Annotated in this window: 21 protein-coding genes and 1 tRNA gene; 10 read left to right on the top strand and 12 right to left on the bottom strand. The window is 72.4% G+C overall.

Features of this window, described 5'->3' with window-relative positions:
• Positions 1 to 57 precede the first annotated feature (57 nt).
• Together ACF09E_RS31485 and ACF09E_RS31490 are read left to right on the top strand one after the other, a co-directional pair.
• A complete protein-coding gene (locus tag ACF09E_RS31485; RefSeq protein WP_361849085.1) occupies positions 58 to 1,437 on the top strand; it encodes an NAD(P)/FAD-dependent oxidoreductase in 1,380 nt (459 codons plus the stop codon).
• Positions 1,438 to 1,636: 199 nt separating this feature from the next.
• Positions 1,637 to 2,944, top strand: a complete 1,308-nt coding sequence (locus ACF09E_RS31490) for a class I SAM-dependent methyltransferase (RefSeq protein WP_392209082.1) — start codon at positions 1,637 to 1,639, stop codon at positions 2,942 to 2,944.
• Between the two features lie 61 nt (positions 2,945 to 3,005).
• Here the strand turns inward: ACF09E_RS31490 and ACF09E_RS31495 are convergent, their stop codons facing one another.
• Both ACF09E_RS31495 and ACF09E_RS31500 read right to left on the bottom strand, forming a co-directional pair.
• Positions 3,006 to 5,537, bottom strand: coding sequence for an ABC transporter permease (locus tag ACF09E_RS31495; protein ID WP_392209084.1), 2,532 nt, complete (start codon positions 5,535 to 5,537; stop codon positions 3,006 to 3,008).
• 50 nt (positions 5,538 to 5,587) lie between these two features.
• Complete coding sequence (locus ACF09E_RS31500; protein ID WP_361849079.1) at positions 5,588 to 6,358, bottom strand: ABC transporter ATP-binding protein; 771 nt, start codon at positions 6,356 to 6,358, stop codon at positions 5,588 to 5,590.
• 375 nt (positions 6,359 to 6,733) lie between these two features.
• Here ACF09E_RS31500 and ACF09E_RS31505 point away from each other — a divergent pair.
• Both ACF09E_RS31505 and ACF09E_RS31510 read left to right on the top strand, forming a co-directional pair.
• A tRNA-Leu gene (locus tag ACF09E_RS31505) sits at positions 6,734 to 6,818 on the top strand.
• A 200-nt stretch (positions 6,819 to 7,018) separates the two neighbouring features.
• On the top strand, positions 7,019 to 7,921 hold the full coding sequence (locus ACF09E_RS31510) for a Bax inhibitor-1/YccA family protein (RefSeq protein WP_148003878.1): 903 nt from the start codon (positions 7,019 to 7,021) through the stop codon (positions 7,919 to 7,921).
• An 86-nt stretch (positions 7,922 to 8,007) separates the two neighbouring features.
• On the opposite strand, the gene ACF09E_RS31515 is transcribed toward ACF09E_RS31510, so the two are convergent.
• Positions 8,008 to 8,238: a DUF4287 domain-containing protein gene (locus ACF09E_RS31515; protein ID WP_030315254.1), complete on the bottom strand. Its 231-nt coding sequence runs from the start codon at positions 8,236 to 8,238 to the stop codon at positions 8,008 to 8,010.
• A gap of 118 nt (positions 8,239 to 8,356) precedes the next feature.
• On the opposite strand from ACF09E_RS31515, the gene ACF09E_RS31520 reads away from it, so the two are divergent.
• A complete protein-coding gene (locus tag ACF09E_RS31520; RefSeq protein ID WP_392209087.1) occupies positions 8,357 to 8,686 on the top strand; it encodes a hypothetical protein in 330 nt (109 codons plus the stop codon).
• Positions 8,687 to 8,784: 98 nt separating this feature from the next.
• Here the strand turns inward: ACF09E_RS31520 and ACF09E_RS31525 are convergent, their stop codons facing one another.
• The 3 genes from ACF09E_RS31525 to ACF09E_RS31535 all read right to left on the bottom strand — a co-directional run bounded on the left by ACF09E_RS31525 (position 8,785) and on the right by ACF09E_RS31535 (position 12,285).
• A complete protein-coding gene (locus ACF09E_RS31525; protein WP_392209161.1) occupies positions 8,785 to 9,627 on the bottom strand; it encodes a hypothetical protein in 843 nt (280 codons plus the stop codon).
• A gap of 299 nt (positions 9,628 to 9,926) precedes the next feature.
• Complete coding sequence (locus ACF09E_RS31530) at positions 9,927 to 11,147, bottom strand: acetyl-CoA C-acetyltransferase (RefSeq protein ID WP_392209089.1); 1,221 nt, start codon at positions 11,145 to 11,147, stop codon at positions 9,927 to 9,929.
• Positions 11,148 to 11,259: 112 nt separating this feature from the next.
• Entirely contained in the window at positions 11,260 to 12,285 is a 1,026-nt protein-coding gene (locus tag ACF09E_RS31535; RefSeq protein WP_392209091.1) for an SGNH/GDSL hydrolase family protein, read from the bottom strand.
• 103 nt (positions 12,286 to 12,388) lie between these two features.
• On the opposite strand from ACF09E_RS31535, the gene ACF09E_RS31540 reads away from it, so the two are divergent.
• Positions 12,389 to 13,777, top strand: a complete 1,389-nt coding sequence (locus tag ACF09E_RS31540; protein ID WP_392209093.1) for a cystathionine beta-synthase — start codon at positions 12,389 to 12,391, stop codon at positions 13,775 to 13,777.
• Between the two features lie 375 nt (positions 13,778 to 14,152).
• Entirely contained in the window at positions 14,153 to 14,998 is an 846-nt protein-coding gene (locus ACF09E_RS31545) for a MurR/RpiR family transcriptional regulator (protein WP_392209095.1), read from the top strand.
• A 134-nt stretch (positions 14,999 to 15,132) separates the two neighbouring features.
• Here ACF09E_RS31545 and ACF09E_RS31550 read toward each other — a convergent pair whose 3' ends face one another.
• The 6 genes from ACF09E_RS31550 to ACF09E_RS31575 form a co-directional block, all read right to left on the bottom strand.
• The gene (locus ACF09E_RS31550; RefSeq protein WP_361849061.1) at positions 15,133 to 15,504 is read right to left on the bottom strand and encodes a hypothetical protein; all 372 of its coding nucleotides are present in this window, start codon (positions 15,502 to 15,504) and stop codon (positions 15,133 to 15,135) included.
• Positions 15,505 to 15,609: 105 nt separating this feature from the next.
• Positions 15,610 to 16,002 carry a roadblock/LC7 domain-containing protein gene (locus ACF09E_RS31555; RefSeq protein ID WP_361849058.1) on the bottom strand — a complete coding sequence of 131 codons (393 nt, stop codon included), beginning with the start codon at positions 16,000 to 16,002 and terminating at the stop codon, positions 15,610 to 15,612.
• Positions 16,003 to 16,043: 41 nt separating this feature from the next.
• Positions 16,044 to 16,844: a transcriptional regulator gene (locus tag ACF09E_RS31560; protein WP_388806061.1), complete on the bottom strand. Its 801-nt coding sequence runs from the start codon at positions 16,842 to 16,844 to the stop codon at positions 16,044 to 16,046.
• Positions 16,841 to 17,233, bottom strand: a complete 393-nt coding sequence (locus tag ACF09E_RS31565; RefSeq protein ID WP_361849052.1) for a hypothetical protein — start codon at positions 17,231 to 17,233, stop codon at positions 16,841 to 16,843. Before ACF09E_RS31565 ends, ACF09E_RS31560 begins: the two co-directional genes overlap by 4 nt.
• A 151-nt stretch (positions 17,234 to 17,384) precedes the next feature.
• Positions 17,385 to 17,870 (bottom strand): SRPBCC family protein, encoded by a 486-nt coding sequence (locus ACF09E_RS31570; protein WP_392209098.1) that lies wholly within the window; start codon positions 17,868 to 17,870, stop codon positions 17,385 to 17,387.
• A 32-nt stretch (positions 17,871 to 17,902) separates the two neighbouring features.
• On the bottom strand, positions 17,903 to 19,246 hold the full coding sequence (locus ACF09E_RS31575) for a diaminopimelate decarboxylase (protein ID WP_392209100.1): 1,344 nt from the start codon (positions 19,244 to 19,246) through the stop codon (positions 17,903 to 17,905).
• Positions 19,247 to 19,348: 102 nt separating this feature from the next.
• Here ACF09E_RS31575 and hutU point away from each other — a divergent pair, with 102 nt between their 5' ends.
• From hutU to ACF09E_RS31590, 3 genes are read left to right on the top strand one after another with little or no spacing between them, the layout of a single operon-like run.
• A complete protein-coding gene (gene hutU / locus ACF09E_RS31580; protein WP_392209102.1) occupies positions 19,349 to 21,013 on the top strand; it encodes a urocanate hydratase in 1,665 nt (554 codons plus the stop codon).
• A gap of 17 nt (positions 21,014 to 21,030) precedes the next feature.
• Complete coding sequence (locus ACF09E_RS31585) at positions 21,031 to 22,227, top strand: allantoate amidohydrolase (RefSeq protein WP_392209163.1); 1,197 nt, start codon at positions 21,031 to 21,033, stop codon at positions 22,225 to 22,227.
• Positions 22,218 to 23,558, top strand: a complete 1,341-nt coding sequence (locus ACF09E_RS31590) for a formimidoylglutamate deiminase (protein WP_392209104.1) — start codon at positions 22,218 to 22,220, stop codon at positions 23,556 to 23,558. Before ACF09E_RS31585 ends, ACF09E_RS31590 begins: the two co-directional genes overlap by 10 nt.
• Positions 23,559 to 23,573: the final 15 nt, after the last annotated feature.

A 23,573-nucleotide genomic window follows, 5' to 3' on the forward strand; every position in this document is an offset into this window, starting at 1 on the left:
AGACCTTGTGAAGGGGCGCACGAGCACCCCCCTCAGGAGGGGTGGATACTCGATCTCATGAGCACCACGGAGCGTCCCAGGATCCTCGTAGTAGGCGGCGGGTACGTAGGCCTGTACGCAGCTCGGCGCATCCTCAAGAAGATGCGCTACGCGGAGGCGACCGTCACGGTCGTCGACCCGCGGTCGTACATGACCTACCAGCCCTTCCTCCCCGAAGCCGCCGCCGGCAGCATCTCGCCGCGCCACGTCGTCGTCCCGCTGCGACGCGTCGTGCGCGGAGCGGAGGTGCTCACCGGCCGGGTCACCACCATCGACCAGGACCGCAAGGTCGCCACGATCTCGCCGCTCGTCGGCGAGGCCTACGAGCTGCCCTTCGACTACCTCGTCATCGCGATGGGCGCCGTCTCCCGTACCTTCCCGATCCCCGGCCTCGCCGAGCAGGGCATCGGCATGAAGGGCATCGAGGAGGCCATCGGCCTGCGCAACCACGTCCTCGAGCAGCTCGACAAGGCCGACTCGACCACCGACGAGGAGGTCCGCCGCAAGGCGCTGACCTTCGTCTTCGTGGGCGGCGGCTTCGCCGGCGCGGAGACCATCGGCGAGGTCGAGGACCTGGCCCGGGACGCCGCGAAGTACTACCAGAACGTGTCGCGCGAGGACATGCGCTTCGTCCTGGTCGACGCGGCCGACAAGATCCTTCCCGAGGTCGGCCCCAAGCTCGGCCAGTACGGCAAGGAGCACCTGGAGAGCCGCGGGATCGAGATCTACCTCGAGACCTCCATGGACTCCTGCGTCGACGGCCACGTCGTGCTGAAGAACGGCCTCGAGGTCGACTCCAACACGATCGTCTGGACCGCCGGCGTGAAGCCGAACCCGGCGCTCTCCCGCTTCGGTCTGCCGCTCGGCCCCCGCGGCCACGTGGACTGCAACGAGAAGCTCCAGATCAACGGCCTCGACTACGCCTGGGCCGCGGGCGACAACGCCCAGGTCCCGGACATGGTCGGCCGCAAGGCGGGCAACCCGAACGCCTGGTGCCCGCCGAACGCCCAGCACGCGCTGCGCCAGGCCAAGGTCCTCGGCGACAACGTGGTGGCCGGCATGCGGGGCTTCCCGCAGAAGGAGTACAGCCACGCCAACAAGGGCGCGGTCGCGGGTCTCGGCCTGCACAAGGGCGTCGCGATGATCGTCATGGGCAAGGTGAAGATCAAGCTCAAGGGCCGTCTCGCCTGGTACATGCACCGTGGCTACCACGGCATGGCGATGCCGACCTGGAACCGCAAGATCCGCGTCTTCGCCGACTGGACCCTCGCGATGTTCCTCAAGCGCGAGGTCGTCTCGCTCGGCGCCATGGAGACGCCGCGCGAGGAGTTCTACGAGGCCGCCAAGCCCGCCCCCGCGCCGGCCGCCCCGGCGCAGGAGAAGGCCAAGGCCTCCTGACCGTCGCCCGGCGGTACCAGCAGGACCAGTAGGACAAGTACACGCAAGGCCGTAAAAGGGCCGTCCGCCATCCGTGGTGCGGACGGCCCTTCGCGTGTTTTGCCGACTGATTGCGCTGCGCCGGGACTGCAAACGCCTACGGACGGTGTTCCCTTGGTGACGAGCATTTCTGGGGCACGAGATCACGGAGGTGTGCACCATGGCCGACGCCGCGTCGCGGCTGGCGACTCTCGCCGAGGAGCTGCTGGGCGGACCGCTCCCGGTCCGGCTGCGAGCCTGGGACGGCAGCGAGGCCGGGCCGGTGGGCGGCCCCGTCCTGGTCGTCCGCGACCGCCGCGCCCTGCGGAGGATGATCTGGAAACCCGGCGAACTGGGCATGGCCCGCGCCTGGGTGGCCGGGGAGCTGGACGTCGAGGGCGACCTGTACGCCCTCCTGGACGCCCTCTCCGGCCTGCTCTGGGAGCGGGACGGGGACGGCAGGGGGCTGCTCTCGGCCGCCCGCGACCCGCGGCTTCGCGCCGCCGCGGCCGCCCTGCTGAAGCTGGCCGGACCGCTGCCGCCCCCGCAGCCGCCGGCCGAGGAGGTGCGCGGCCGCAGCGGCGGCCGGCACACCCGGCGCCGCGACAGGCAGGCGATCAGTCACCACTACGACGTGGGCAACGACTTCTACGAGCTGGTCCTCGGCCCGTCGATGGTCTACTCGTGCGCGTACTGGGCCTCCGACGGCCCCGACGCCACCCTGGAGGACGCCCAGCGCGACAAGCTGGACCTCATCGCCCGCAAGCTGAACCTGAAGGAGGGCGACCGGCTCCTCGACGTGGGCTGCGGATGGGGCTCCATGGCCCTCCACGCCGCCCGGGAGTACGGGGCGCGGGTCGTCGGCATCACCCTCTCCCGCGAGCAGGCCGCGTACGCCCGCAAGCGGATCGCCGAGGAGGGGCTGACCGACCTGGTCGAGATCCGCGTCCAGGACTACCGGGACGTCACGGACGGCCCGTACGACGCCGTCTCCTCGATCGGCATGGCCGAGCACGTCGGCGCGGTCCGGTACCGGGAGTACGCCGACATCCTGTACGGGCTCCTCAAGCCCGGCGGACGGCTGCTGAACCACCAGATCTCGCGGCGCCCCGAACCGGACGAGGAGGCGTACGAGATCGACCCCTTCATCGACGCGTACGTCTTCCCGGACGGCGAACTCGCCCCCATGGGACGCACGCTGGGCACCCTGGAGGACGCCGGCTTCGAGGTCAGGGACGTTGAGGCGATCCGCGAGCACTACGCGCTGACGCTGCGCCGCTGGGTGGCCAACCTGGAGCGGGACTGGGACCGGGCGGTCCGGCTCACCTCGCCGGGCCGGGCGCGGATCTGGCGGCTCTACATGGCGGCCTCGGCCGTCTCCTTCGAGCGCAACCGGATCGGCGTGAACCAGTTCCTCGCGGTGAAGACCCCGGTGTCGGGGCGGAGCGGGACGGCGCTGCGGCCGCGGGTCTGGAACGAGAAGGCCTGACGGGCGTACGCCGGAAGGGCCGGCCCCTGGCAGGGGGCCGGCCCTTCCGGGTTCCGGGGGGCTACTCGGCCTTGATGGCGGCGAGCATGTTCAGCCTGGCCGCGCTGCGGGCCGGCCACAGGGAGGCGAGGACACCGACCAGGGCGGCCAGGACCAGGAAGATCCCGATCCGGTCCCAGGGCAGGACCAGGGCGTAGCCCGGGATCTGCTCCCTGATCGTCTCGCCGATCGCCCAGCCGAGGAACGAGCCGAGGCCGATGCCGACGACCGCGCCGAACACCGAGATGACCACGGCCTCCAGACGGACCATCCGCTTCACCCGGCGCCGGTCGAGGCCGATCGCCCGCAGCATGCCGATCTCCTGCTGGCGCTCGAAGACGGACATCGCGAGGGTGTTGACGACACCGAGGACCGCGATGATCAGGGCCATGCCGAGCAGGCCGTACATGATGTTGAGCATCAGGTTGATCGGGCCGCCGAACGAGTCGCGGATGCCCTTGTGGTCCATCACCGTGATGTCGGGGTTGTCTCCCATGGCCTTCGCCAGGGCCCGCTCGTTGGCCGCGCTCGCGCCGCCGTCGGTCGAGACGAAGATCTGGCGGATCTCCGCGCGCTCCTCGTGCGCGGTGACCAGCTTGTGGTCGATCAGGACCGGCGAGACGAACTCGCTGGGCTCGAAGAGCGCGCCGACCGTCAGCGTGGCCTTCTGCTTGTCGAGGTACTCGACGGGGACGCTGTCGCCGACCTTCAGGCCGCGCTTGGCGGCGGTCTTCTCGTCGACGGCGATGGCGCCCTTGCCGAGGGAGGACAGCGAGCCCTTCACGACGGTGAGGTTGAGGACCTTGCCGATGTCGCCGGGGGTGACGCCGGAGGCCGAGACGTAGTCGCCCTTGATCTCCAGGGCGCCCGCCTGCTGCGGGGAGATCGCGGTGACGCCCGGTGCCTTCTCCAGGGCGGTCAGCGCCTCCGGGCTCAGGCTGTTGCCGCTGGCCATGGTGACCATGTAGTCGGCCTTGATCTGGTCCGTGGTGGCCTTGTCGAGGGCCGTGCCGACCGTGGCGCCGAGCACCGAGAGACCGGTGACGAGGGTCAGACCGATGGCGAGCGCGGAGGCGGTGGCGCCGGTGCGGCGCGGGTTGCGGACCGCGTTCAGGCCGGCGAGCTTGCCGGAGACCCCGAAGAGGTTGACGAAGACGGGGCGGATCACGGCGATCACGGGCCGGGACAGGAACGGGATCAGCACGATCACGCCGATGAGGGCGAGGAAGGCGCCGCCCGCGATGAGCATGCGGCCCCCGTCGCCGCCCTGGCCGGCGCCGAGCACGATCAGGACCGCGCCGAGCGCGGCGAACGCGGCGCCGATGGAGTTCCGCACGACGAGCGACTTGGTGCTCGCGGTGGCGTGGACGCTGCTCATGGCGGCGACCGGCGGGATCTTCGCGGCGCGGCGGCCGGGCAGCCAGGCGGCGAGCATCGTGATCAGGACGCCGACGGAGAAGGCGCTGACGGCCGGGGTGGCGGTGAGCACGAGGCCGCCGCCGGGGACCTTCATCTCGAAGGCGCTCATGGCCGAGCGGAGCGAGACGGCGAGGCCGATGCCGAGGACGTAGCCGACGGCGGAGGCGAGCAGGCCGACCAGACCGGCCTCGGCGAGGACGGAGCGGGTGATCTGCCTGCGCGAGGCGCCGACGGCGCGCATCAGCGCCAGTTCCTTGGTGCGCTGGGCGACCAGCATGGTGAAGGTGTTGGAGATCAGGAAGATCCCGACGAAGAGCGCGATGCCCGCGAAGCCGAGGAGGACCTGGTTGAGGGCGCCGAGGCCGGCCTCGATGTCCTTGGCCTGCTGCTCGGCGAGGGCCTCGCCGGTCTGGGCGGTGGCCGCCTTCGGGACGACCTTCAGGACCTCGTCGAGGAGCTTCTCGTCGTCCGTGCCGGGCGTGGCGCTGACGGCCAGGTCCCGGTAGTAGCCGGGCTTGAGGTAGAGCTTCTGGGCGACGGCGCTGTCGAAGACGACGAGGCTGCCGCCGGCGTTGACGGCGCCGTCCTCGGTGGTGAAGACGCCGGAGAGCTCGTACTCCTTGACCGGGCCGGTGGTCGCGACGCGGACGGTGTCGCCGACCTTGTAGCCGCCCTTGTCGGCGGTGTCCTTGTCGAGCGCGATCTGGCCGGCGGAGGCCGGGCCGTTCCCGGAGGTGAAGGCGTATGCGCGGTCCTTGCCGTCCTTGCCGGGGGCGAAGTTGGTGCCCTTGTTGGACCAGCCGACGCCGATCAGCTTGCCGTTCTTGTCGGGCACGCCGGCGAAGCCGTCGACGCGGGGCGTGACGGAGGCGACCCCGTCGAGTTCGGCGACCTTGTCGACGTCCTGCTGGGAGAGGCCGGGGGTCTTCCGGGCGTCCTCGGCGGACGGGTACATCTCGACGGCGACGGCGACGTCGTCGTAGCTCTTGGCCGACTGGTTGCGGAAGGCCTGGCCGAGGGTGTCGGTGAAGACGAGGGTGCCGGAGACGAAGGCCACGCCGAGCATCACGGCGAGGACGGTCATCAGCAGCCGCGCCTTGTGCGCGAGGACGTTGCGCAGGGCGGTACGGAACATGGGTGTGTCCTGGAGGAGGAGGGACGGCGGGAGGGGGCTGCGCTACGGCGTCAGCTCGTGCGGCCCTTGGCGTCGAAGGCCTTCATGCGGTCGAGCACGCCGTCCGCCGTCGGGTGCAGCATCTCGTCGACGATCCGGCCGTCGGCGAGGAAGATCACGCGGTCCGCGTAGGAGGCGGCGACCGGGTCGTGGGTGACCATGACGACGGTCTGGCCCAGCTCGCGGACCGAGTTGCGCAGGAAGCCGAGGACCTCGGCGCCCGAGCGGGAGTCCAGGTTTCCGGTGGGCTCGTCGCCGAAGATGATCTCGGGGCGGGAGGCGAGGGCGCGGGCCACGGCCACGCGCTGCTGCTGGCCGCCGGAGAGCTCGGTCGGGCGGTGGCTGAGCCGCGCGGAGAGGCCGAGCATGTCGATGACCTTCTGCACCCACTGCTTGTCGGGCTTCCGGCCGGCGATGTCCATCGGCAGCGTGATGTTCTCCAGGGCCGTCAGGGTCGGCAGCAGGTTGAAGGCCTGGAAGATGAAGCCGATCTTGTCCCGGCGCAGCTGGGTGAGCTGCTTGTCCTTGAGGGTGGAGAGCTCCGTCTCGCCGATCCGGACCGAGCCGGAGGAGAAGGAGTCCAGGCCGGCGACGCAGTGCATGAGCGTCGACTTGCCGGAGCCGGAGGGGCCCATGATCGCGGTGAACTCGCCCTGGCGGAAGTCCACGGTGACGTGATCGAGGGCGACCACCTGGGTCTCGCCGTGTCCGTAGACCTTGGAGAGATCCGTGGCGCGGGCGGCCACCGCGGTGGCGCGGGACACGGTGGGGGTGGTGGTCACGAGGGACTCCTGTCACTGCGGGGTTTCTGCGGGAACCCCTCCATCGTGTCGAGCGTTCTCGCTCGGATCGTCCGCCCACGTGCCCGTTCCCGGGGCAGTCTCGAGTCGGACCGGGGGCCCCGATCCTCCTCCTGAGGTATGACGGCGGCCCTGAGAGACGGGTTCGCGCCGACGTGACAGACGTGCGACGACTTTTCGTCATTCCGGGGGGTGCGGCTTTGCGCCTGCGACCCCTGTCACAGTCCGGCGAAACGGCCCCCACCTGCACTGACGCACCCTCAAGCGTCAATAAAATAAGACAACATCGGGATGATGTTTCGGCTGAACGAGGGACGCGCCCCGATAGGCTCATGTGCCAACGCGGAGCTTCGCGACGCCCGGATGGTGGAATGCAGACACGGCGAGCTTAAACCTCGCTGGCCTTCGGGCCGTACCGGTTCGAGTCCGGTTCCGGGCACCACCCGGGCCCCAGGTGGGACACCTGCGGCCCGGAGAAGCCCCTCACTCACGCGCGGACCCCCGTGACGCTCCGCGACACGCTCGTGCGAAGATCGAAACCGTACGGGAAAAGATCCTCCCCGAGCACTAGAGAGTTTCTTTTGCCTACGCATTACTCTTGACGCGAGGCCGCGCGCATGCGGCACGCCATGGAGGAGTGAGATGAGGAGCAGCAACCCGGTCTTCTCGCGACGGGGGTTCAGCCGCGACAACGGCACCGCGGGCTTCAACGGCCAGCAGCCGCAGGCCGGGGGCCCCGCCGTCGGGACCAACCCGTACGCCGCCGGCAACCCGTACGCCGAGGGCGCGACGAACCCGTACGCCACCAACCCGTACGCCCCGCAGGACACCCAGCCCGGTGCCCCGCAGCAGGCCCGCGGCAACGTGATGACGATCGACGACGTCGTGAGCCGTACGGCCATGACGCTCGGCACGGTCGTCCTCACCGCCGTCCTGTCCTGGCTGCTCCTGCCGGTCGACCCCGCCAACCTGGGCAAGTCCTACGGCATCGCCATCGGTGCCGCCCTGGTCGCCCTGGTCCTGTCGCTCGTGCAGTCCTTCAAGCGCAAGCCGTCGCCGGCGCTCATCCTGGGCTACGCGGCCTTCGAGGGCGTCTTCCTCGGTGTCATCTCGGCCGCCGTGTCGACGTACATCGCGGACGGCGTGGTCATCCAGGCGGTCCTCGGCACCATGGCGGTCTTCGCCGGCGTGCTGATCGCCTACAAGATGGGCTGGATCCGGGTCAACCGGCGCTTCTACGGCTTCGTGATGGCCGCCGCGATGGGCTTCATGCTCCTCATGGTGACCAACCTGCTGTTCGCCGTCTTCGCCGGCGGTGACGGCCTCGGCTTCCGCAGCGGCGGCCTCGGCATCCTCTTCGGTGTCATCGGCATCATCCTGGGCGCCTGCTTCCTCGCCCTCGACTTCAAGCAGGTCGAGGACGGCGTGACCTACGGCGCGCCGCGCGAGGAGGCCTGGCTGGCCGCCTTCGGTCTCACCATGACCCTGGTGTGGATCTACCTGGAGATGCTGCGTCTGCTGTCGATCCTGCAGGGCGACGACTGACGCGTCCCGACTCGGGGGAAGGGCCCGTCCGGCTTCGTGCCGGGCGGGCCCTTCCGCGTTCCGCGACGACGGGCGGCGCCCGGACCTCAGAGCAGTCTCCGGGCCGCCCTCCGCAGGTCGTACTCGTGCAGGATCGCCTTCGCGTGGCCGTACGCCAGCTCGTGCGCCCCGCGGAGCCAGCTCACGCGCTCCTCGAACCGGAGGAGGGAGGGCCCCTCCTCGACGGTGCGCATCCAGTCGGCGATCTCACGACCGGTGCGGCCCGGGATGCGGGCCAGCATGTTGCGGTGGGTCTCTTCGGAGAATGTATGGGACATCGGCGCCTCCGGACGCGTCGTACCGCGTGCTCCTCGTACTCCTGGCACTTCCTCACGTCACCGTGCCCAAGTGCGCGCCCGTTGGCAAGGGGCCCGCGGCGGCGCGTAGGGTCGCGGGGTGCGCGATACGAGTGAACTGACCGCGGCCGTCGACCGCTTCGCCGACCGGCTGCGGGCCGCCCCGCAGAGCCGCCTCCAGCGGGGCGCGGCGGCCGAGGGCCTGGCCCTCGCCCGGGAGCTGGCGGCGCGCGCCCAGCGCGCCGAGGAGCCGGGGCGGGAGCCCCGGACGATGCCGGACGCGGGGGTCTTCACCGTGGCCGACCAGCTGGTCGTCGCCGGGAACGATCTGGCCGAGATCCTGCGAACGGCCCCGGCCGACTCCCGTGAGGGGGAGCTGGCGGAGGCCGTGGGACTGGTCCGTGCGGCGGCGGAGCGCTCGGGGCTGTAGGGCCGGCGGAGCGCTCGGGCCGGGGCGCGCCCGGTGTGAGGGCGCGGTGCCGGCCTGGCGGTGGAACCCGCCCCGTGCGTTCGGAGCGGGGCGCGAGATCAGAGGGACGCGATGACGCGGTCCGCGAGGATGTAGACGTTCTCGTCGTCGGCCTCGCCGTACGAGAAGGTGAGGGCGAAGGCGCCCGAGACGCCCGAGCCGCCGAGCAGCACCGGCGTGCGGCCGGAGCGCAGGGCCTCGGCCAGGCGCTCCGCGGTCTCGCGGTGCCCCGGCGTCATACAGAGCGTGGTCCCGTCCGCGAACACGTACACGTCGAGCGTGCCGAGCGGGCCCGGGCGCACGTCCGTCAGGGCCGTGGCGGTGTCCGCCAGCTCCTCGAGGCGGGCGACGGTCCGCTCGTGGTCGGTGACGACGGGGGTCTGCACCGGCACGAAGTCCGGGTGCGAGGGGTGCCTGCGGCGGGCGGCGGCCAGCTCGGCCGAGTCCTCCGGGTACTCCTCGAAGGCGTCGACCGCGTCCAGCGGGTCCAGCGCGTCGGGGCCGTCGAGCGCGGCGGCCTCCGCCTCCATGGCCTCCAGGGCCATCGCCTCCAGGCCCACGAAGTCGGCCTGGCGGGGGACGAAGAAGGTGCCGTCGTCGACCGGGCCGCCGAGGCCGCCCAGCAGGGACGGGGCGTCGGCCGCGTCCCGGGCCTCCTGCGCGGCCCAGAAGGCGCGCGCCTCGGCGAGCTCGCGCTCGCGCTCCTCGGCCAGCGCCTCCGCGACCGCGGCCCGTATCTCGGCGGCGGGCGTGGCGCGGGCCGCGGGAACGGTGACGCCGTGCCCGGCCGCCAGTTCGCTCCGCAGGGCCGTGACCTGCTTGCGGAGACCGTGGACGGCGTGCAGGGCGGCAGCGCCCACGGCCGTGGCAGCGGCCGTGGTCAGCAGCAGGGCAAGAGGCATGGTGCTCACTGACGTACTCCCGATTCCGAGTCGATCCCCCCGACTTCCTACATCAGCTTGTCCCGGGGTGGGGCCCGCTGTCAGTGCATTACGTCACGAATTGGACAGGTATTTCTGCCAGGTGTTTCGTCCCGAAACGGCTCTGACCTGCGAAAACGAACTCCCCCGGGACGTAGGTCACATCCTGGGGGAGATTCGGTCACGGCTCGGACGCGGTGCGGTTGGGCGGCTCGGGACGAGGAGACGCGCCCGGGCGCACTCCCCGTCCCGCGGCAGGCGCCCGGCGCCGGTGCCCGGTCCTAGGACAGCCGCTCGATGACCATCGCCATGCCCTGGCCGCCGCCGACGCACATGGTCTCCAGGCCGAACTGCTTGTCGTGGAACTGGAGGCTGTTGATCAGCGTGCCGGTGATCCGGGCGCCGGTCATGCCGAAGGGGTGGCCGACGGCGATGGCGCCGCCGTTGACGTTCACCTTGTCCAGGTCGAGGCCCAGGTCCTGGTAGGACGGGATCACCTGGGCCGCGAAGGCCTCGTTGATCTCGGCCAGGTCGATGTCGCCGATGGTCAGGCCGGCGCGCTTGAGGGCCTGCTTCGAGGCCTCGACCGGGCCGAGGCCCATGATCTCGGGGGAGAGGCCCGAGACGCCGGTGGAGACGATGCGGGCGAGCGGGGTCAGGCCGAGCTCGCGGGCCTTCGTGTCCGACATGATCACGAGCGCGGCGGCGCCGTCGTTCAGCGGGCAGCAGTTGGCGGCGGTGACCAGGCCGTCGGGGCGGAAGACCGGCTTGAGGCCCTGCACGCCCTCCAGGGTGACGCCGGCGCGCGGGCCGTCGTCCGCGGAGACGACCGTGCCGTCCGGGAGGGTCACCGGGGTGATCTCGCGCTCCCAGAAGCCGTTCTTGATGGCCTGCTCGGCGAGGTTCTGCGAACGGACGCCGAACTCGTCCATCTCCTGGCGGCTGATGCCCTTGAGCCGGGCCAGGTTCTCCGCGGTCTGGCCCATGGCGATGTACGCGTCGGGGACGATGCCGTCCTCGCGCGGGTCGTGCCAGGTGGAGCCCTCGGAGGCGGCGACCTCGGCGGTGCGGGCCTCGGCGTCGGCGAAGAACGGGTTGTGCGTGTCGGGCAGGGAGTCCGAGTTGCCCTTCACGAAGCGGGAGACCATCTCGACGCCCGCGGAGATGAAGACGTCGCCCTCGCCCGCCTTGATCGCGTGCAGCGCCATGCGGGAGGTCTGCAGCGAGGAGGAGCAGTAGCGGGTGATCGTGCAGCCCGGGAGGTGGTCCATGCCCATCTGCACGGCCACGATCCGGCCCAGGTTGTTGCCCTGCTCGCCGCCGGGCAGGCCGCAGCCCAGCATCAGGTCGTCGATGTCGCGCGGGTCGAGCTCCGGCACCTTGGCCAGGGCGGCCTGGACGATGTGCGCGGTGAGGTCGTCCGGCCGCAGGTCCTTGAGGGAGCCCTTGAAGGCCCGGCCGATGGGCGAGCGGGCGGTCGAGACGATCACGGCTTCGGGCATCACGGCTCCATGAGGGTGCGGAGTGGGCGGACTGAAAGGGAAGTTACCCGCACGTACCGCACGGGGTCACCGCCCCGGGCATGTGATGCGGGCCTCTTTTCTAAGCGAGCGCTCAGTTGGTGGAGGCGGGGGTCTCCGCGGCCCCCTCGCCCCGGGCGTCCCGCGCCGCCTCCGCCGGGACCGGCAGGCGCCGCCGCCGGCGGTGCTTCAGGAGGGCCCAGGGCGCGCGCGCACCCGTGACCTCGGTGCCCGCCTCCCGCGCCGCCTCGGCCGCCGCCTTCGCGACCGGCAGCATGTTCTCCCGCCGCGCCGGCTCCAGGCGGTCCGTCTCCGGCCACGCGCCGAGCACCGCGCAGAGCGTCGGCAGCACGGCCATCGCCGCCGTCGCGTACCCCTCCGCCGAGGGGTGGAAGTTGTCCACGCCGAACATCTCGCGCGGGTTGGCGGCGAACTCCGGCCCGAGCAGGTCGCCCAGCGACACCGTCCGGCCGCCCTGCTCGACCACCACGATCGTCTGCGCCGCCGCCAGCTGCCGGGAGGCCCGCCGGGCCAGCCAGCGCAGCGGCTGGTAGACCGGCTCGATCGTGCCCAGGTCGGGGCAGGTCCCCACCACCACCTCCGCGCCGGCCGTCCGCAGCCGCCGCACCGCCGACGCCAGGAGCCGTACCGACTCCGTCGGCGACATCCGGTGCGTGACGTCGTTCGCGCCGATCATGATCACGCAGACGTCCGGCGGGCCGAGGGGCTGGGTCAGCAGCAGCGACACCTGGCGCTCCAGGTCGTCGGAGCGGGCGCCGGAGAGCGCCACGTTCCGCAGCACCACCGGCCGCTCCGCCACCGCCGCGAGGCCGGAGGCGAGCAGCGCGCCGGGCGTCTGGCCCGAGCGGCGCACCCCCTGACCCGCCGCCGTGGAATCACCCAGAAGGGCCAGTCGCAGGGGGTCGTCCGTGCCGAACGCGCGGCCGTAGAGGCCGTCCGCTCCCGGCGGCAGCGGGGCCGCGCCGCCGCCCACCGTCCGCTTCGCGATCTGCATCTCGGCCAGCAGGACGCCCACCGCCGCCACACCCAGCAGCCCGATGCTCCCGCCGCCGTACGCCGCACCCGCCGCGATCCGCCGCGCCACCCTCGCCCTCGACATGGGGCCGTCACCTCCTTCAAGCCGTTCAGGGTCTAACTGCCCCGTAACCCGCTCCGACTACGCATACGCTGGCCACACCATTACGGAGACCCCGGAGATTACGGTGCAATTCCACGACTCGATGATCAGCCTCGTCGGCAACACCCCGCTGGTGAAGCTCAACAGCGTCACAGCGGGCATTCAGGCGACCGTCCTGGCCAAGGTCGAGTACTTCAACCCCGGAGGCTCGGTCAAGGACCGGATCGCCCTGCGGATGATCGAGGCCGCCGAGCAGAGCGGCGAGCTCAAGCCCGGCGGCACCATCGTCGAGCCCACGTCCGGCAACACCGGCGTCGGCCTGGCCATCGTGGCCCAGACGAAGGGCTACAAGTGCATCTTCGTCTGCCCCGACAAGGTGTCCCTCGACAAGATCAACGTCCTGCGCGCGTACGGCGCCGAGGTCGTCGTCTGCCCGACCGCGGTCGACCCGGAGCACCCGGACTCGTACTACAACGTCTCGGACCGCCTCGTCCGTGAGACCCCCGGCGCCTGGAAGCCCGACCAGTACTCCAACCCGAACAACCCGCGCTCCCACTACGAGACCACCGGCCCCGAGCTCTGGGAGCAGACGGAGGGGAAGATCACCCACTTCGTCGCGGGCGTCGGCACCGGCGGGACCATCTCCGGCACCGGCAACTACCTCAAGGAGGCCAGCGGCGGCTCCGTGCAGGTCGTCGGCGCCGACCCGGAGGGCTCGGTCTACTCCGGCGGCTCCGGGCGCCCGTACCTCGTCGAGGGCGTCGGCGAGGACTTCTGGCCGACCGCCTACGACCGGAACGTCACGGACCGGATCGTCGCGGTGTCCGACAAGGACTCGTTCCAGATGACCCGCCGCCTCGCCAAGGAGGAGGGCCTCCTCGTCGGCGGTTCCTGCGGTATGGCCGTCGTGGCCGCCCTGGAGGTGGCGCGCGAGCTCGGCCCGGACGACGTCGTCGTGGTCCTGCTGCCGGACTCCGGCCGCGGCTACCTGTCGAAGATCTTCAGTGACGAGTGGATGGCTGACTACGGCTTCCTGGAGGACACCTCGACCGCCACCGTCGCCGACGTCCTGCGCCACAAGGAGGGCGGCACCATGCCCTCCCTCGTCCACATGCACCCGGACGAGACCGTCGGCCAGGCCGTCGAGGTGCTCCGCGAGTACGGCGTCTCCCAGATGCCGATCGTGAAGCCGGGCGCCGGCCACCCCGACGTGATGGCCGCCGAGGTCGTCGGCTCGGTCGTGGAGCGCGAGCTGCTCGACGCCCTCTTCGCGAAGCGCGCCTCCCTGGAGGACGCCCTGGAGCAGCACATGAGCGCGCCGCTGCCGCAGGTCGGCTCCGGCGAGCCCGTCGGCGACCTGATGCACGTCCTCGGCGAGACCGCCGACGCGGCGATCGTCCTGGTCGAGGGCAAGCCGACCGGCGTGGTCAGCCGCCAGGACCTGCTGGCCTTCCTGGCCAACGGCGGGAAGTAGTCCCGGGGCGGGGGCGGCGGGTGCGTTCGCGCAATCGGTACGAGGGCGTCACGTCCGCGCAGCACCCGCTTAACACGCCTCCGGCACAGTAGTGGTCGTCGGCGTCACGGACCTCCGGAGCGGCTCCCGGACTCCTGACGACGCCACGGACGCGGAGACCGGCCCTGACCCGGGCCCGTGTCCTCGCGGGGACCGCCGTCGTCCCGCCCCCCGGTTCCGGGGGTGCGGCGGTCCCCGCGCCGACTTCCCGCCGGGGAGGCCCGGCCGGGCCTTTCCGGCGGTCTTCCCGTTCCCGCTTCTCTCCCGAGCACCCCCTGCATATCCTTATGCAGAGCCCTTCGTGGGTGAATAGGTGCGAGAGAGAGGGGCGGCGGCATGAGCGACAGCCCGGCCGGTCGGCTGCAGGCGCTCTTCGAGGGGCACCGGCTGACGCCGACGCAGCGGCGGATCGCGCACTGCATGGTGCGCCGGGCCGCCGACGCGCCCTTCCTCTCCAGCGTGGAGCTCGCCGAGCTCGCCGGGGTCAGCCAGCCGTCCGTGACCCGCTTCGCCGTCGCGCTCGGCTTCGACGGGTACCCCGCGCTCCGCCGCCACCTGCGCGAGGTCGCGCCCCCCGAGCCGGGCACGGCCGGGGGAGCGGACGAGGGACTCAACGAGTACCAGCAGGCGGTGCTCGCCGAGATCGAGAACCTCCGGCACCTGGCCGGTCTGCTCGCCGACCCCGGGCCCGTCGAGAAGGCCGGCCGGCTGCTCGCCCGCTCGCGGCCCCTGCCCGTGCTGGGCCTGCGGGCCGCCTCGTCACAGGCGCGCGGCTTCGCCTACTTCGCCGCCAAGGTGCACCCGGACGTCCGGCTGCTCGACGAGGCCGGGTCCATGCTCACGGACCGCGTCGACGCCGCCGTGCGCGCCGGGGCCACGGCCCTGCTGTGCTTCGCGCTCCCGCGGCACCCGCGGGAGGTCGTGGAGGCCCTGGAGTACGCCAGGGCGGCCGGGCTCACGGTCGTGACCGTCGCCGAGTCGGCGTTCGCGCCCGTCGCCGCGCACAGCGACCTGCTCATCCCGGCGGCCGTCGGCACCGGGCTCGCCTTCGACACCGCCTGTGCGCCGATGATGCTCGGCCGGGTCCTGCTGGAGGCCATGGCGGACGAGCTCCCGGACGCGCAGGCGCGCCTGGAGGAGTTCGACGCGAAGGCGGCGGCGCGGGGCCTGTTCGTCGAGTAGCCACGGGCCCGCGAAGAGGGGGCGGCGCGGGGTGTCCGTCGAGCGGCGCGGGGTGTCCGCCGAGCGGCCCGGGCCCGCGGGGGCGGCGGCGCGGGGCCCGCGCGTCGAGGAGGCCCCACGCCCGCGAGGGCCGGTCAGACGTCCAGTTCGGCCTCGATCTTCTTCAGCTGGTGGCGCGCCATCGCGAGGTTCGCCCGCTCCTTGTCCAGGGCGAGGTACAGGAACAGGCCGCTCTTGCCCTGCCCCTTGAGCAGCCGGATCATGTGGTACTGGCGGCCGAGGGTGATCAGGATGTCCTCGATCTCCTCGCCGAGGCCCAGCATCTCCATCGTCCGGACCTTGGCCCGGACGACGTCGGTGTTGCCGGCCGCGGCCATGTTGAGGTCGAGTTCCTTGCCGCCGCCGATCGTGCCCAGCGCCATCCCGCTCGTGTAGTCGACGAGGGCCGCGCCGATGGCGCCTTCGATGGCGGCGGCTTCCTTGAGGGAGGATTCGGTGTTAGCCATGGGTGTCGCACTTCCTTCTCGTGTACGGGGTGTCTTCTCGTGTACGGGTCGTCCGGGTGGTGCTCGTGCGGTGCGGTGTTCGTTCCGTGCGGGGTTCGTTCCGTGTCAGTGCAGGTCTCTGCGCTCCAGCGCGCCGTCGACGAGCTCGCCTATCCGGACGCTGGACCTCCGGGCCTCCAGGTGGAGCCGCCCGACGTTGATCCGGGGCTCGGCGAGCAGGGTCAGGACGGCCGAGCCGCCCGCCGCGTATGTCGCCACGTAGCCGTTCTCGCCGCGCACCAGGAGCTCCCGGAACCGGCCCTGGCCGGTGCTGTCGGTCAGCCGCATGCCGACGCCGAGCGCCGCCGCGGTCAGCGCGGCCACGCTCTCGGCCTCGCCGTCCACGGTGTCGTGGGCCAGGACGAGCCCGTCGGCGCTGGCCGCGAGCGCACCGGTCAGCTGGGGCAGCCGGGCCCGCAGCCGTCTGAGCTCGCCGAGGACCTCGGCTTCTGCGGTCATGAGCTGTTTCCTTTCGGCGCGCAGGCGCAGGGCACGCCTCATCACAGGTGTGCCTCCAGGGCGTCACGGAGCCGGCGCAGCAGGGCGATGTCGGGATCGGCCACCGGCAGGGCCGGTAAGAGGGCGGGCATCAGCGGTGGCGGCGGTGGGGACGGGGGGACGGGGTCGAGCGGGGTGTCGACGAGCCCGGCGGCCGCGAGCCGCCGGACGTCGAGGAGGGTGTGGAAGGCGGGGCGGCCGAGCACCCGGGCGAGCTCGGCCGGGGTCAGCTGTCCGTCCGCGGCCGCGAGGAGGGCCCGCTGGCGGGCTCCCACGGTCTGGCCGGGCGCGGCGCGGCGCGGGGCGACGGGGGAGGTGTCGACGGCGGCGTACGGCCAGACGGCGTCGAGGAGTTCGCGGCGGCGCACCGTCTCCCGCTCGACCGCCTCGGCGGAGACCGGCCGGACCGTGCCGAACCAGTGCCCGACCCCGTACCGGAAGCGGGTCGGTCCGCTGGTGGGGGAGAGGGCGAAGAAGGCCGCGTCGAAGACGGCGCCGAGGTGGCAGATCTCCAGTTCGCCGTCGTGGAGCCGGCCGCTGTCGACGAGGAAGCGGCCGACGGCGCGGTGGGCGCCGGCCCGGTCGACGGCTTCGTCCCAGCCCTCGCGGGGGAGTCGTCCGCCGGCGGTGAGGAGGATGTCGACGCCGGGGGCGGCGGGGCTCTCGGCGTGCACCACGCGGCCGTCGACGAGGTAGAGGGTGCCGTGGTCGCGGAGCAGGGCGCCGGTGGCCTTCTCGGCGGCGAGCCGCACCAGCATGGGGGAGACGGGGGTGGCGACGGTACTCGCTCCGGGCCCGCTCATCCCAGGACCAGCCGTTCGGCGAGGTCCCGGAGGCGCATCCGGGCGAGGGCGAGGTTGCCGGTGTCGCGGTCGAGCCAGAGGTGGAGGAAGACGCTGCTGTCGAAGGAGGTCTCGACGAAGCGGAGGACGTGGTAGCCGGCGCGGGTGGTGACGATCAGGTCCTCGACGGGCGGTTCGTCGCCGGGTATCTCCCCTTCGGCGGTGAAGGAGTCGAACTCGGCGGCGGCGCGGGCTATCTCCGCGGTCTCGGCGGCCGTCGTCTCGTGGTCGCCGACCGGTGAGTCGCCCGCCGTCCCGAGCGCGAGCCCGCTGGTCCAGTCGACCAGGGAGGCGCCGCGAGCCCCCGGCAGGGTCATGGCCTCCATCAGGCACTCGTCGATTCCGGGCACGCGGATTCCCCTCCCGATGCGGCGTGCGGACGTACGGCAGTGACGGTGACGTTACTGAACGCAGCGGCTTCCGTGGGGTGTTCTGGCATTTTCCATCGGAACATGCCAGGCCCTGTCCGAATCGGGACCGGAATGTGTGTCAGGTCGCGTGTCAGGACTTCGATTCCACCGCGTTCGCGATCTCGGACAGGTCCTTCGCGAGCGCTTTGGAGACCGCCTTCGCGCCGAAGCGGGCGATCAGCCGTCCCAGGAACCCCTGTCTCCGGCCGCGGGCGGGCCGGGCGGAGAACGTCATCCGCAGGGTGGTCGCGCCGGTCCCGTCGGGTGTGAGGGTGATCTCGGAGACGTAGTGCATGCCGTGCGAGTCGGCGACCGTGACGTACCGGTCCGGCGGCTCGCACTCCGTCACCAGCATCTCCTCGGTGGCCTCCTTGCCCAGCATCCGCCGGGTCTCGCGCCAGCGGGTGCCGACGGCGAAGCCGCCCTGGGTGAGCACCTCCACCCGTTCGACGCCGGAGAGGACCCGCGGCATGTCGGGCAGGTCGGTGATGGACTCCCAGACCCGCCCGGGGGAGGCGTCGACCCGTCGCTCGACGACGACGGTCGTGGTGTTCGAACCGGTTCCCGTTCCAGTCATGGCTTCATCGAAACCGTGTCGCCCGGCCCGCGCTACCGGACGAGGGCGTCCGCGTGCGCCCCGCCCGCCTCGGCGACGATCTCCGCGAGCGTCTGGGCCTCCCGCACGGTCGTGAAGGCGACCACCGCGCCGCCGCCGTCCCCGCCGCCGTCGCCGGGCTCCGTCACCGTGAAGCCGTGCACGCCCGGCCGCGGCAGGCTGTTGTACGCGTAGTGGTGGGCGAAGAAGTAGGCGCCGGTGTCCGGGACGGCCACCACGTCCCCCGGGTGCAGCAGCGGCAGCGCGCGGCCCGCGGCCAGCAGGTCCCCGGCGAAGCAGGCCGGGCCCGCGACGTCCTGGACGGTGACCTCCCCGGTGCGGGGGCGGCCCCCGGAGTCGTACGCGAGGACGCGCAGCGGCCAGGCCTCGGGGGCGTAGACCGTCCGGGTGGCCACCTGCACGCCCGCGTGGGTGACGGCGATCGGCCGGCCGCCGGAGGTCTTGGTGTACTCCACCCGGGCGAGGAGCGTGCCGTGCTTGGCGAGGAGCGAGCGGCCGAACTCGGTCACCAGGCCGTAGCGCCCGTCGAAGAGCCCGGGGACGGTGTCGGCGAGCAGCCGGGCGTACTCCGCGTACGTCGGGGTCTCCTCGTCGGAGTGGAAGTCGACCGGCAGGCCGCCGCCGATGTCGAGGGTGTCGATCTGCTGCCGGCCGGCGGTGCGGTTGATCTCCTCGGCGAGTGCGTACGCCTCGCCGACGCCTTCCGCCATCAGGGCGAGCGGGACGCCCTGGGAGCCGGTGTGGGTGTGCAGCCGGGTCAGCCAGGGACGTTCCAGGCAGGCCTGGACGACCGCCTTGCGGGCGCCCTCGTCGCGGAGTGCCACACCGAACTTGGAGGTGGCGGTCGCGGTCGATAGGGCTCCGATGGAACCGGCTCCGACCTGCGGGTTCACCCGGATTCCGAGGGGTGAGGAGGTGGGCGTGGAGGCAACGAGCGCGTCGAGCCTGGCCAGCTCCTGGAGGTTGTCGGCGTTCACGGCGATGCCGAGCGCGAGGCCCTGGCGCAGTTCGCCGGGGGTCTTGGCGGGGGAGTCGAGCACGGTCCGGGCGGCCGGGATCCCGGCGGCGCGGGCGAGGGCCAGCTCACCGGGGCTGGCGACCTCGGCGCCGAGTCCGGCCTCGTGGAGCAGTCGCAGGACGGGGACGAGCGGGCAGGCCTTGACCGCGAAGGCGTGCAGGACGGGCGCGTCGGTGACGGCGGCGAACGCGCTGGTCAGGGCGGTGGCGGAGGCGCGGATGCCCGCGGTGTCGAGGAGGGCGACGACCGGTTCGGCGGGGGAGAGGAGACCTTGGTCGACGGAGGCGCGGACGGCGAGATCGCGGCGGGAGGAGGCCATGTGTCCATCCCATCACCGGGACGTGCGGCCCCGCAGCTGTTGACTACAACTATTCATGACGCCAGGATGTGAATATCCAGTCGACAATCGAGGAGGCACGCCATGTCAGGACCCCGCCCCGTACGGGCCCCGCGCGGTACGGAACTGAGCGCCCTGGGATGGCAGCAGGAAGCCGCCCTCCGCATGCTCCAGAACAACCTCGACCCCGAGGTCGCCGAGCACCCCGACAAGCTCGTCGTCTACGGCGGCACCGGCAAGGCCGCCCGCGACTGGCGCTCCTTCGACGCCATGGTCCGCACGCTCCGGACCCTCAAGCAGGACGAGACGATGCTCGTCCAGTCCGGCCGCCCCGTCGGCGTCATGCAGACCCACGAGTGGGCCCCGCGCGTCCTCATCGCCAACTCCAACCTGGTCGGCGACTGGGCCAACTGGGAGGAGTTCCGGCGCCTGGAGCAGCTCGGCCTCACCATGTACGGCCAGATGACCGCCGGATCCTGGATCTACATCGGCACCCAGGGCATCCTCCAGGGCACGTACGAGACCTTCGCCGCCGTCGCCGCCAAGAAGTTCGGCGGCACCCTGGCCGGCACCATCACCCTGACCGCCGGCCTCGGCGGCATGGGCGGCGCCCAGCCCCTCGCCGTGACGATGAACGACGGCGTCGCGATCTGCGTCGACGTCGACCCGCGCGCCATCGAGCGCCGCATCGAGCACCGCTACCTGGACGTGAGGGCCGACAACCTCGCCCACGCCCTCCAGCTGGCCACGGAGGCCCGCGACGCCCGCCGCCCGCTCTCCATCGGTCTCCTCGGCAACGCCGCCGAGCTGCTCCCGCAGATGCTCGCCGAGGGCGCCCCGATCGACATCGTGACGGACCAGACCTCCGCCCACGACCCGCTCTCCTACCTCCCGGTCGGCGTCGCCTTCGAGGACATGGCCGACGCGGCCGCCAAGGACCCGGCCGGCTTCACCGTCCGGGCCCGCGAGTCGATGGCCCGGCACGTCGAGGCCATGGTCGGCTTCATGGACGCGGGCGCCGAGGTCTTCGACTACGGCAACTCCATCCGCGGCGAGGCCCAGCTGGCCGGCTACGACCGCGCCTTCGCCTTCCCCGGCTTCGTCCCCGCCTACATCCGGCCGCTGTTCTGCGAGGGCAAGGGCCCGTTCCGCTGGGCCGCCCTCTCCGGCGAGGCCTCCGACATCCACAAGACGGACAAGGCGATCCTCGACCTCTTCCCGGAGAACGAGTCCCTCCACCGCTGGATCAAGATGGCCGGCGAGCGCGTCCACTTCCAGGGCCTGCCCGCCCGCATCTGCTGGCTCGGCCAGGGCGAGCGCGACAAGGCCGGCGACATGTTCAACGACATGGTCGGCAACGGCACCCTCGCCGCTCCCCTCGCGATCGGCCGCGACCACCTCGACTGCGGATCGGTGGCCTCCCCGTACCGCGAGACCGAGGCCATGCTCGACGGCTCCGACGCCATCGCCGACTGGCCGCTGCTCAACGCCATGGTCAACGTCGCCTCCGGCGCCTCCTGGGTCTCCCTCCACCACGGCGGCGGCGTCGGCATGGGCCGCTCCATCCACGCCGGCCAGGTCTCGGTGGCCGACGGCACCGCGCTCGCCGGCGAGAAGATCCGCCGCGTCCTGACGAACGACCCCGGCATGGGCGTCATCCGGCACGTCGACGCCGGCTACGACATCGCCGAGCGGGTCGCCGACGAGAAGGGCGTCCGAGTCCCGATGCGCGAGGGCGACGACGCGTGAGCGCCACCTTCCAGGCCATGTGGCGGTCGCTGCGGCCCATCGGCCGCAGCGCCGCCTCCGGCGGCTACCGGCGCTACGCCTGGACCGGGGCCGATGCCGACTGCCGGCTCTGGTTCCGGATGCAGGCCGAGGCCCGCCGGATGGACGTCGAGACCGACCGCAACGGCAACCAGTGGGCGTGGCTCGGCGACCCCGCCGCCGGGAACGCCGTCGTCACCGGCTCCCACCTGGACTCCGTCCCGGACGGCGGCGCCTTCGACGGCCCCCTCGGCGTCGTCTCCGCCTTCGCCGCCCTCGACGAGCTCCGCTCGCGCGGCGTCTCGTTCAAGCGCCCGCTCGCCATCACCAACTTCGGCGACGAGGAGGGCGCCCGCTTCGGCCTCGCCTGCGTCGGCTCCCGCCTCACCGCCGGCCGGCTGACGAAGGAGCAGGCGTACGAGCTCCGCGACGCCGACGGCACCACCCTCCCGCAGGCCATGGAGGCGGCCGGCTACGACCCCGCCGCCATCGGTCCGGACCCCGAGCGGCTCGCCCGCATCGGCGCGTTCGTCGAACTCCACGTCGAGCAGGGCCGCGCCCTCGACCTGTCCGGGGACTCCGTCGGCATCGCCTCCTCCATCTGGCCGCACGGCCGCTGGCGGTACGACTTCGCCGGCGAGGCCAACCACGCGGGCACCACCCGCCTGGTCGACCGCCGCGACCCGATGCTCACCTACGCCGAGACGGTCCTCGCCGCCCGCCGCGAGGCCGAGCTGGCCGGCGCCGTCGCCACCTTCGGCAAGATCGCCGTCGAACCGAACGGCGTCAACGCCATCCCCTCCCTGGTCCGCGGCTGGCTCGACGCCCGCGCCGCCGACCAGGACGCGCTCGACACCGTCGTGGCGGGCGTCGAGACGGCGGCCCGCGACTACGCCGGGAGGCACGGCATCGACCTCACCGTCGTCCGGGAGTCCTTCACCCCGGTCGTGGACTTCTCGCACGCCCTGCGCGACGAGCTGTCCCGGATCCTCGGCGGCTCCGGAAAGATCCCGGTCCTCGGCACCGGAGCCGGACACGACGCGGGAATCCTCTCCGAATCGATCCCGACCGCCATGCTGTTCGTACGGAACCCCACCGGCGTCTCGCACTCCCCGGCCGAGTTCGCGGCCGAGGACGACTGCGTGGCAGGGGTCCTCGCACTCGCCGACGTACTGGAGGAGCTGGCGTGCCGCTGACGACGTACTGGCTGGAGCACGCCTGGCTCGACACCCACGTCGAGCCGGGCGTGGCCCTGGACGTGGACTCCGACGGCCGGATCACGGCCGTCCGCACCGGGGCGGACACCCCGCCCCCGGGCGCCGTCGCCCTCCACGGCCTCACGCTCCCCGGCCTCGCCAACGCCCACTCGCACGCCTTCCACCGCGCCCTGCGCGGCACCGTCCAGGTCGGCTCCGGCACCTTCTGGACCTGGCGCGAAGTCATGTACAACGTGGCCCAGCGGCTCACCCCCGACAGCTACTTCGCCCTCGCCCGCGCCGTGTACGCCGAGATGGCACTGGCCGGCATCACGGCCGTCGGAGAGTTCCACTACCTCCACCACGCGCCCGGCGGCACGCCGTACGCCGACCCCAACGCCATGGGCGAGGCCCTGATCGCCGCCGCGGGCGAGGCCGGCATCCGCATCACCCTCCTCGACACGGCCTACCTCTCCGCGGGCTTCGGCGCCGCGCCCGACCGGCACCAGCTCCGCTTCTCCGACGGCACCGCCGACGCCTGGGCCGAGCGGGTCGGCGCCCTCAAGGAACGCGACGGCGTACGGATCGGGGCCGCGATCCACTCCGTGCGCGCGGTCCCCGCGGACCAGCTGTCCACGGTCGCCCGCTGGGCCCAGGACCGGCAGGCACCCCTGCACGTCCACCTGTCCGAGCAGACCGCCGAGAACGAGGCCTGCCTCGCCGCCCACGGCCGCACGCCCACGCAGCTCCTCGCCGACCACGGCGTGCTCGACCACCGGACCACCGGCGTCCACAACACGCACATGACGGACGCCGACATCGCGCTCATCGGCTCGACGTCCACCGGCACCTGCATGTGCCCCACCACCGAACGGGACCTGGCCGACGGCATCGGCCCCGCCGTCGCCCTCCAGCGCGCCGGCTCCCCGCTCTCCCTCGGCAGCGACAGCCACGCGGTGATCGACCTCCTGGAGGAGGCCCGCGCGATGGAGCTGAACGAACGCCTCCGCACCCGCACCCGCGGCCACTGGACGGCCGCGGCACTCCTCCGCGCGGCCACGGCCGACGGCCACGCGGCCCTCGGCTGGAAGGACGCCGGAACCCTGGAGGCCGGCGGGCTCGCCGACTTCACGACCCTCGCGCTCGACTCCGTCAGGACAGCGGGACCGGTACCGCGTCTGGCAGCCGAGACGGCGGTATTCGCAGCGTCGGCCGCGGACGTGCGGCACACGGTCGTGGGCGGTCGCCGGATCGTGCGGGACGGGATCCACCAGACCGTGCCGGACGTGCCGCGGGCCCTCGCCGACTCGATCGCCGCCCTGCGCGGCTGAAGCGCCTCAAGGAGA

It is taken from the genome of Streptomyces sp. NPDC014891 (genome assembly GCF_043081085.1).
GTDB lineage: Bacteria > Actinomycetota > Actinomycetes > Streptomycetales > Streptomycetaceae > Streptomyces.

Coding starts and splice junctions, on each gene's coding strand:
- ACF09E_RS31485 (WP_361849085.1), top strand. CDS start 58: ATGAGCACCACGGAGCGTCCCAGGATCCTCGTAGTAGGCGGCGGGTAC.
- ACF09E_RS31490 (WP_392209082.1), top strand. CDS start 1,637: ATGGCCGACGCCGCGTCGCGGCTGGCGACTCTCGCCGAGGAGCTGCTG.
- ACF09E_RS31495 (WP_392209084.1), bottom strand. CDS start 5,537: ATGTTCCGTACCGCCCTGCGCAACGTCCTCGCGCACAAGGCGCGGCTG.
- ACF09E_RS31510 (WP_148003878.1), top strand. CDS start 7,019: ATGAGGAGCAGCAACCCGGTCTTCTCGCGACGGGGGTTCAGCCGCGAC.
- ACF09E_RS31515 (WP_030315254.1), bottom strand. CDS start 8,238: ATGTCCCATACATTCTCCGAAGAGACCCACCGCAACATGCTGGCCCGC.
- ACF09E_RS31525 (WP_392209161.1), bottom strand. CDS start 9,627: ATGCCTCTTGCCCTGCTGCTGACCACGGCCGCTGCCACGGCCGTGGGC.
- ACF09E_RS31530 (WP_392209089.1), bottom strand. CDS start 11,147: ATGCCCGAAGCCGTGATCGTCTCGACCGCCCGCTCGCCCATCGGCCGG.
- ACF09E_RS31535 (WP_392209091.1), bottom strand. CDS start 12,285: ATGTCGAGGGCGAGGGTGGCGCGGCGGATCGCGGCGGGTGCGGCGTAC.
- ACF09E_RS31545 (WP_392209095.1), top strand. CDS start 14,153: ATGAGCGACAGCCCGGCCGGTCGGCTGCAGGCGCTCTTCGAGGGGCAC.
- ACF09E_RS31550 (WP_361849061.1), bottom strand. CDS start 15,504: ATGGCTAACACCGAATCCTCCCTCAAGGAAGCCGCCGCCATCGAAGGC.
- ACF09E_RS31555 (WP_361849058.1), bottom strand. CDS start 16,002: ATGACCGCAGAAGCCGAGGTCCTCGGCGAGCTCAGACGGCTGCGGGCC.
- ACF09E_RS31560 (WP_388806061.1), bottom strand. CDS start 16,844: ATGAGCGGGCCCGGAGCGAGTACCGTCGCCACCCCCGTCTCCCCCATG.
- ACF09E_RS31570 (WP_392209098.1), bottom strand. CDS start 17,870: ATGACTGGAACGGGAACCGGTTCGAACACCACGACCGTCGTCGTCGAG.
- ACF09E_RS31575 (WP_392209100.1), bottom strand. CDS start 19,246: ATGGCCTCCTCCCGCCGCGATCTCGCCGTCCGCGCCTCCGTCGACCAA.
- hutU (WP_392209102.1), top strand. CDS start 19,349: ATGTCAGGACCCCGCCCCGTACGGGCCCCGCGCGGTACGGAACTGAGC.
- ACF09E_RS31585 (WP_392209163.1), top strand. CDS start 21,031: ATGTGGCGGTCGCTGCGGCCCATCGGCCGCAGCGCCGCCTCCGGCGGC.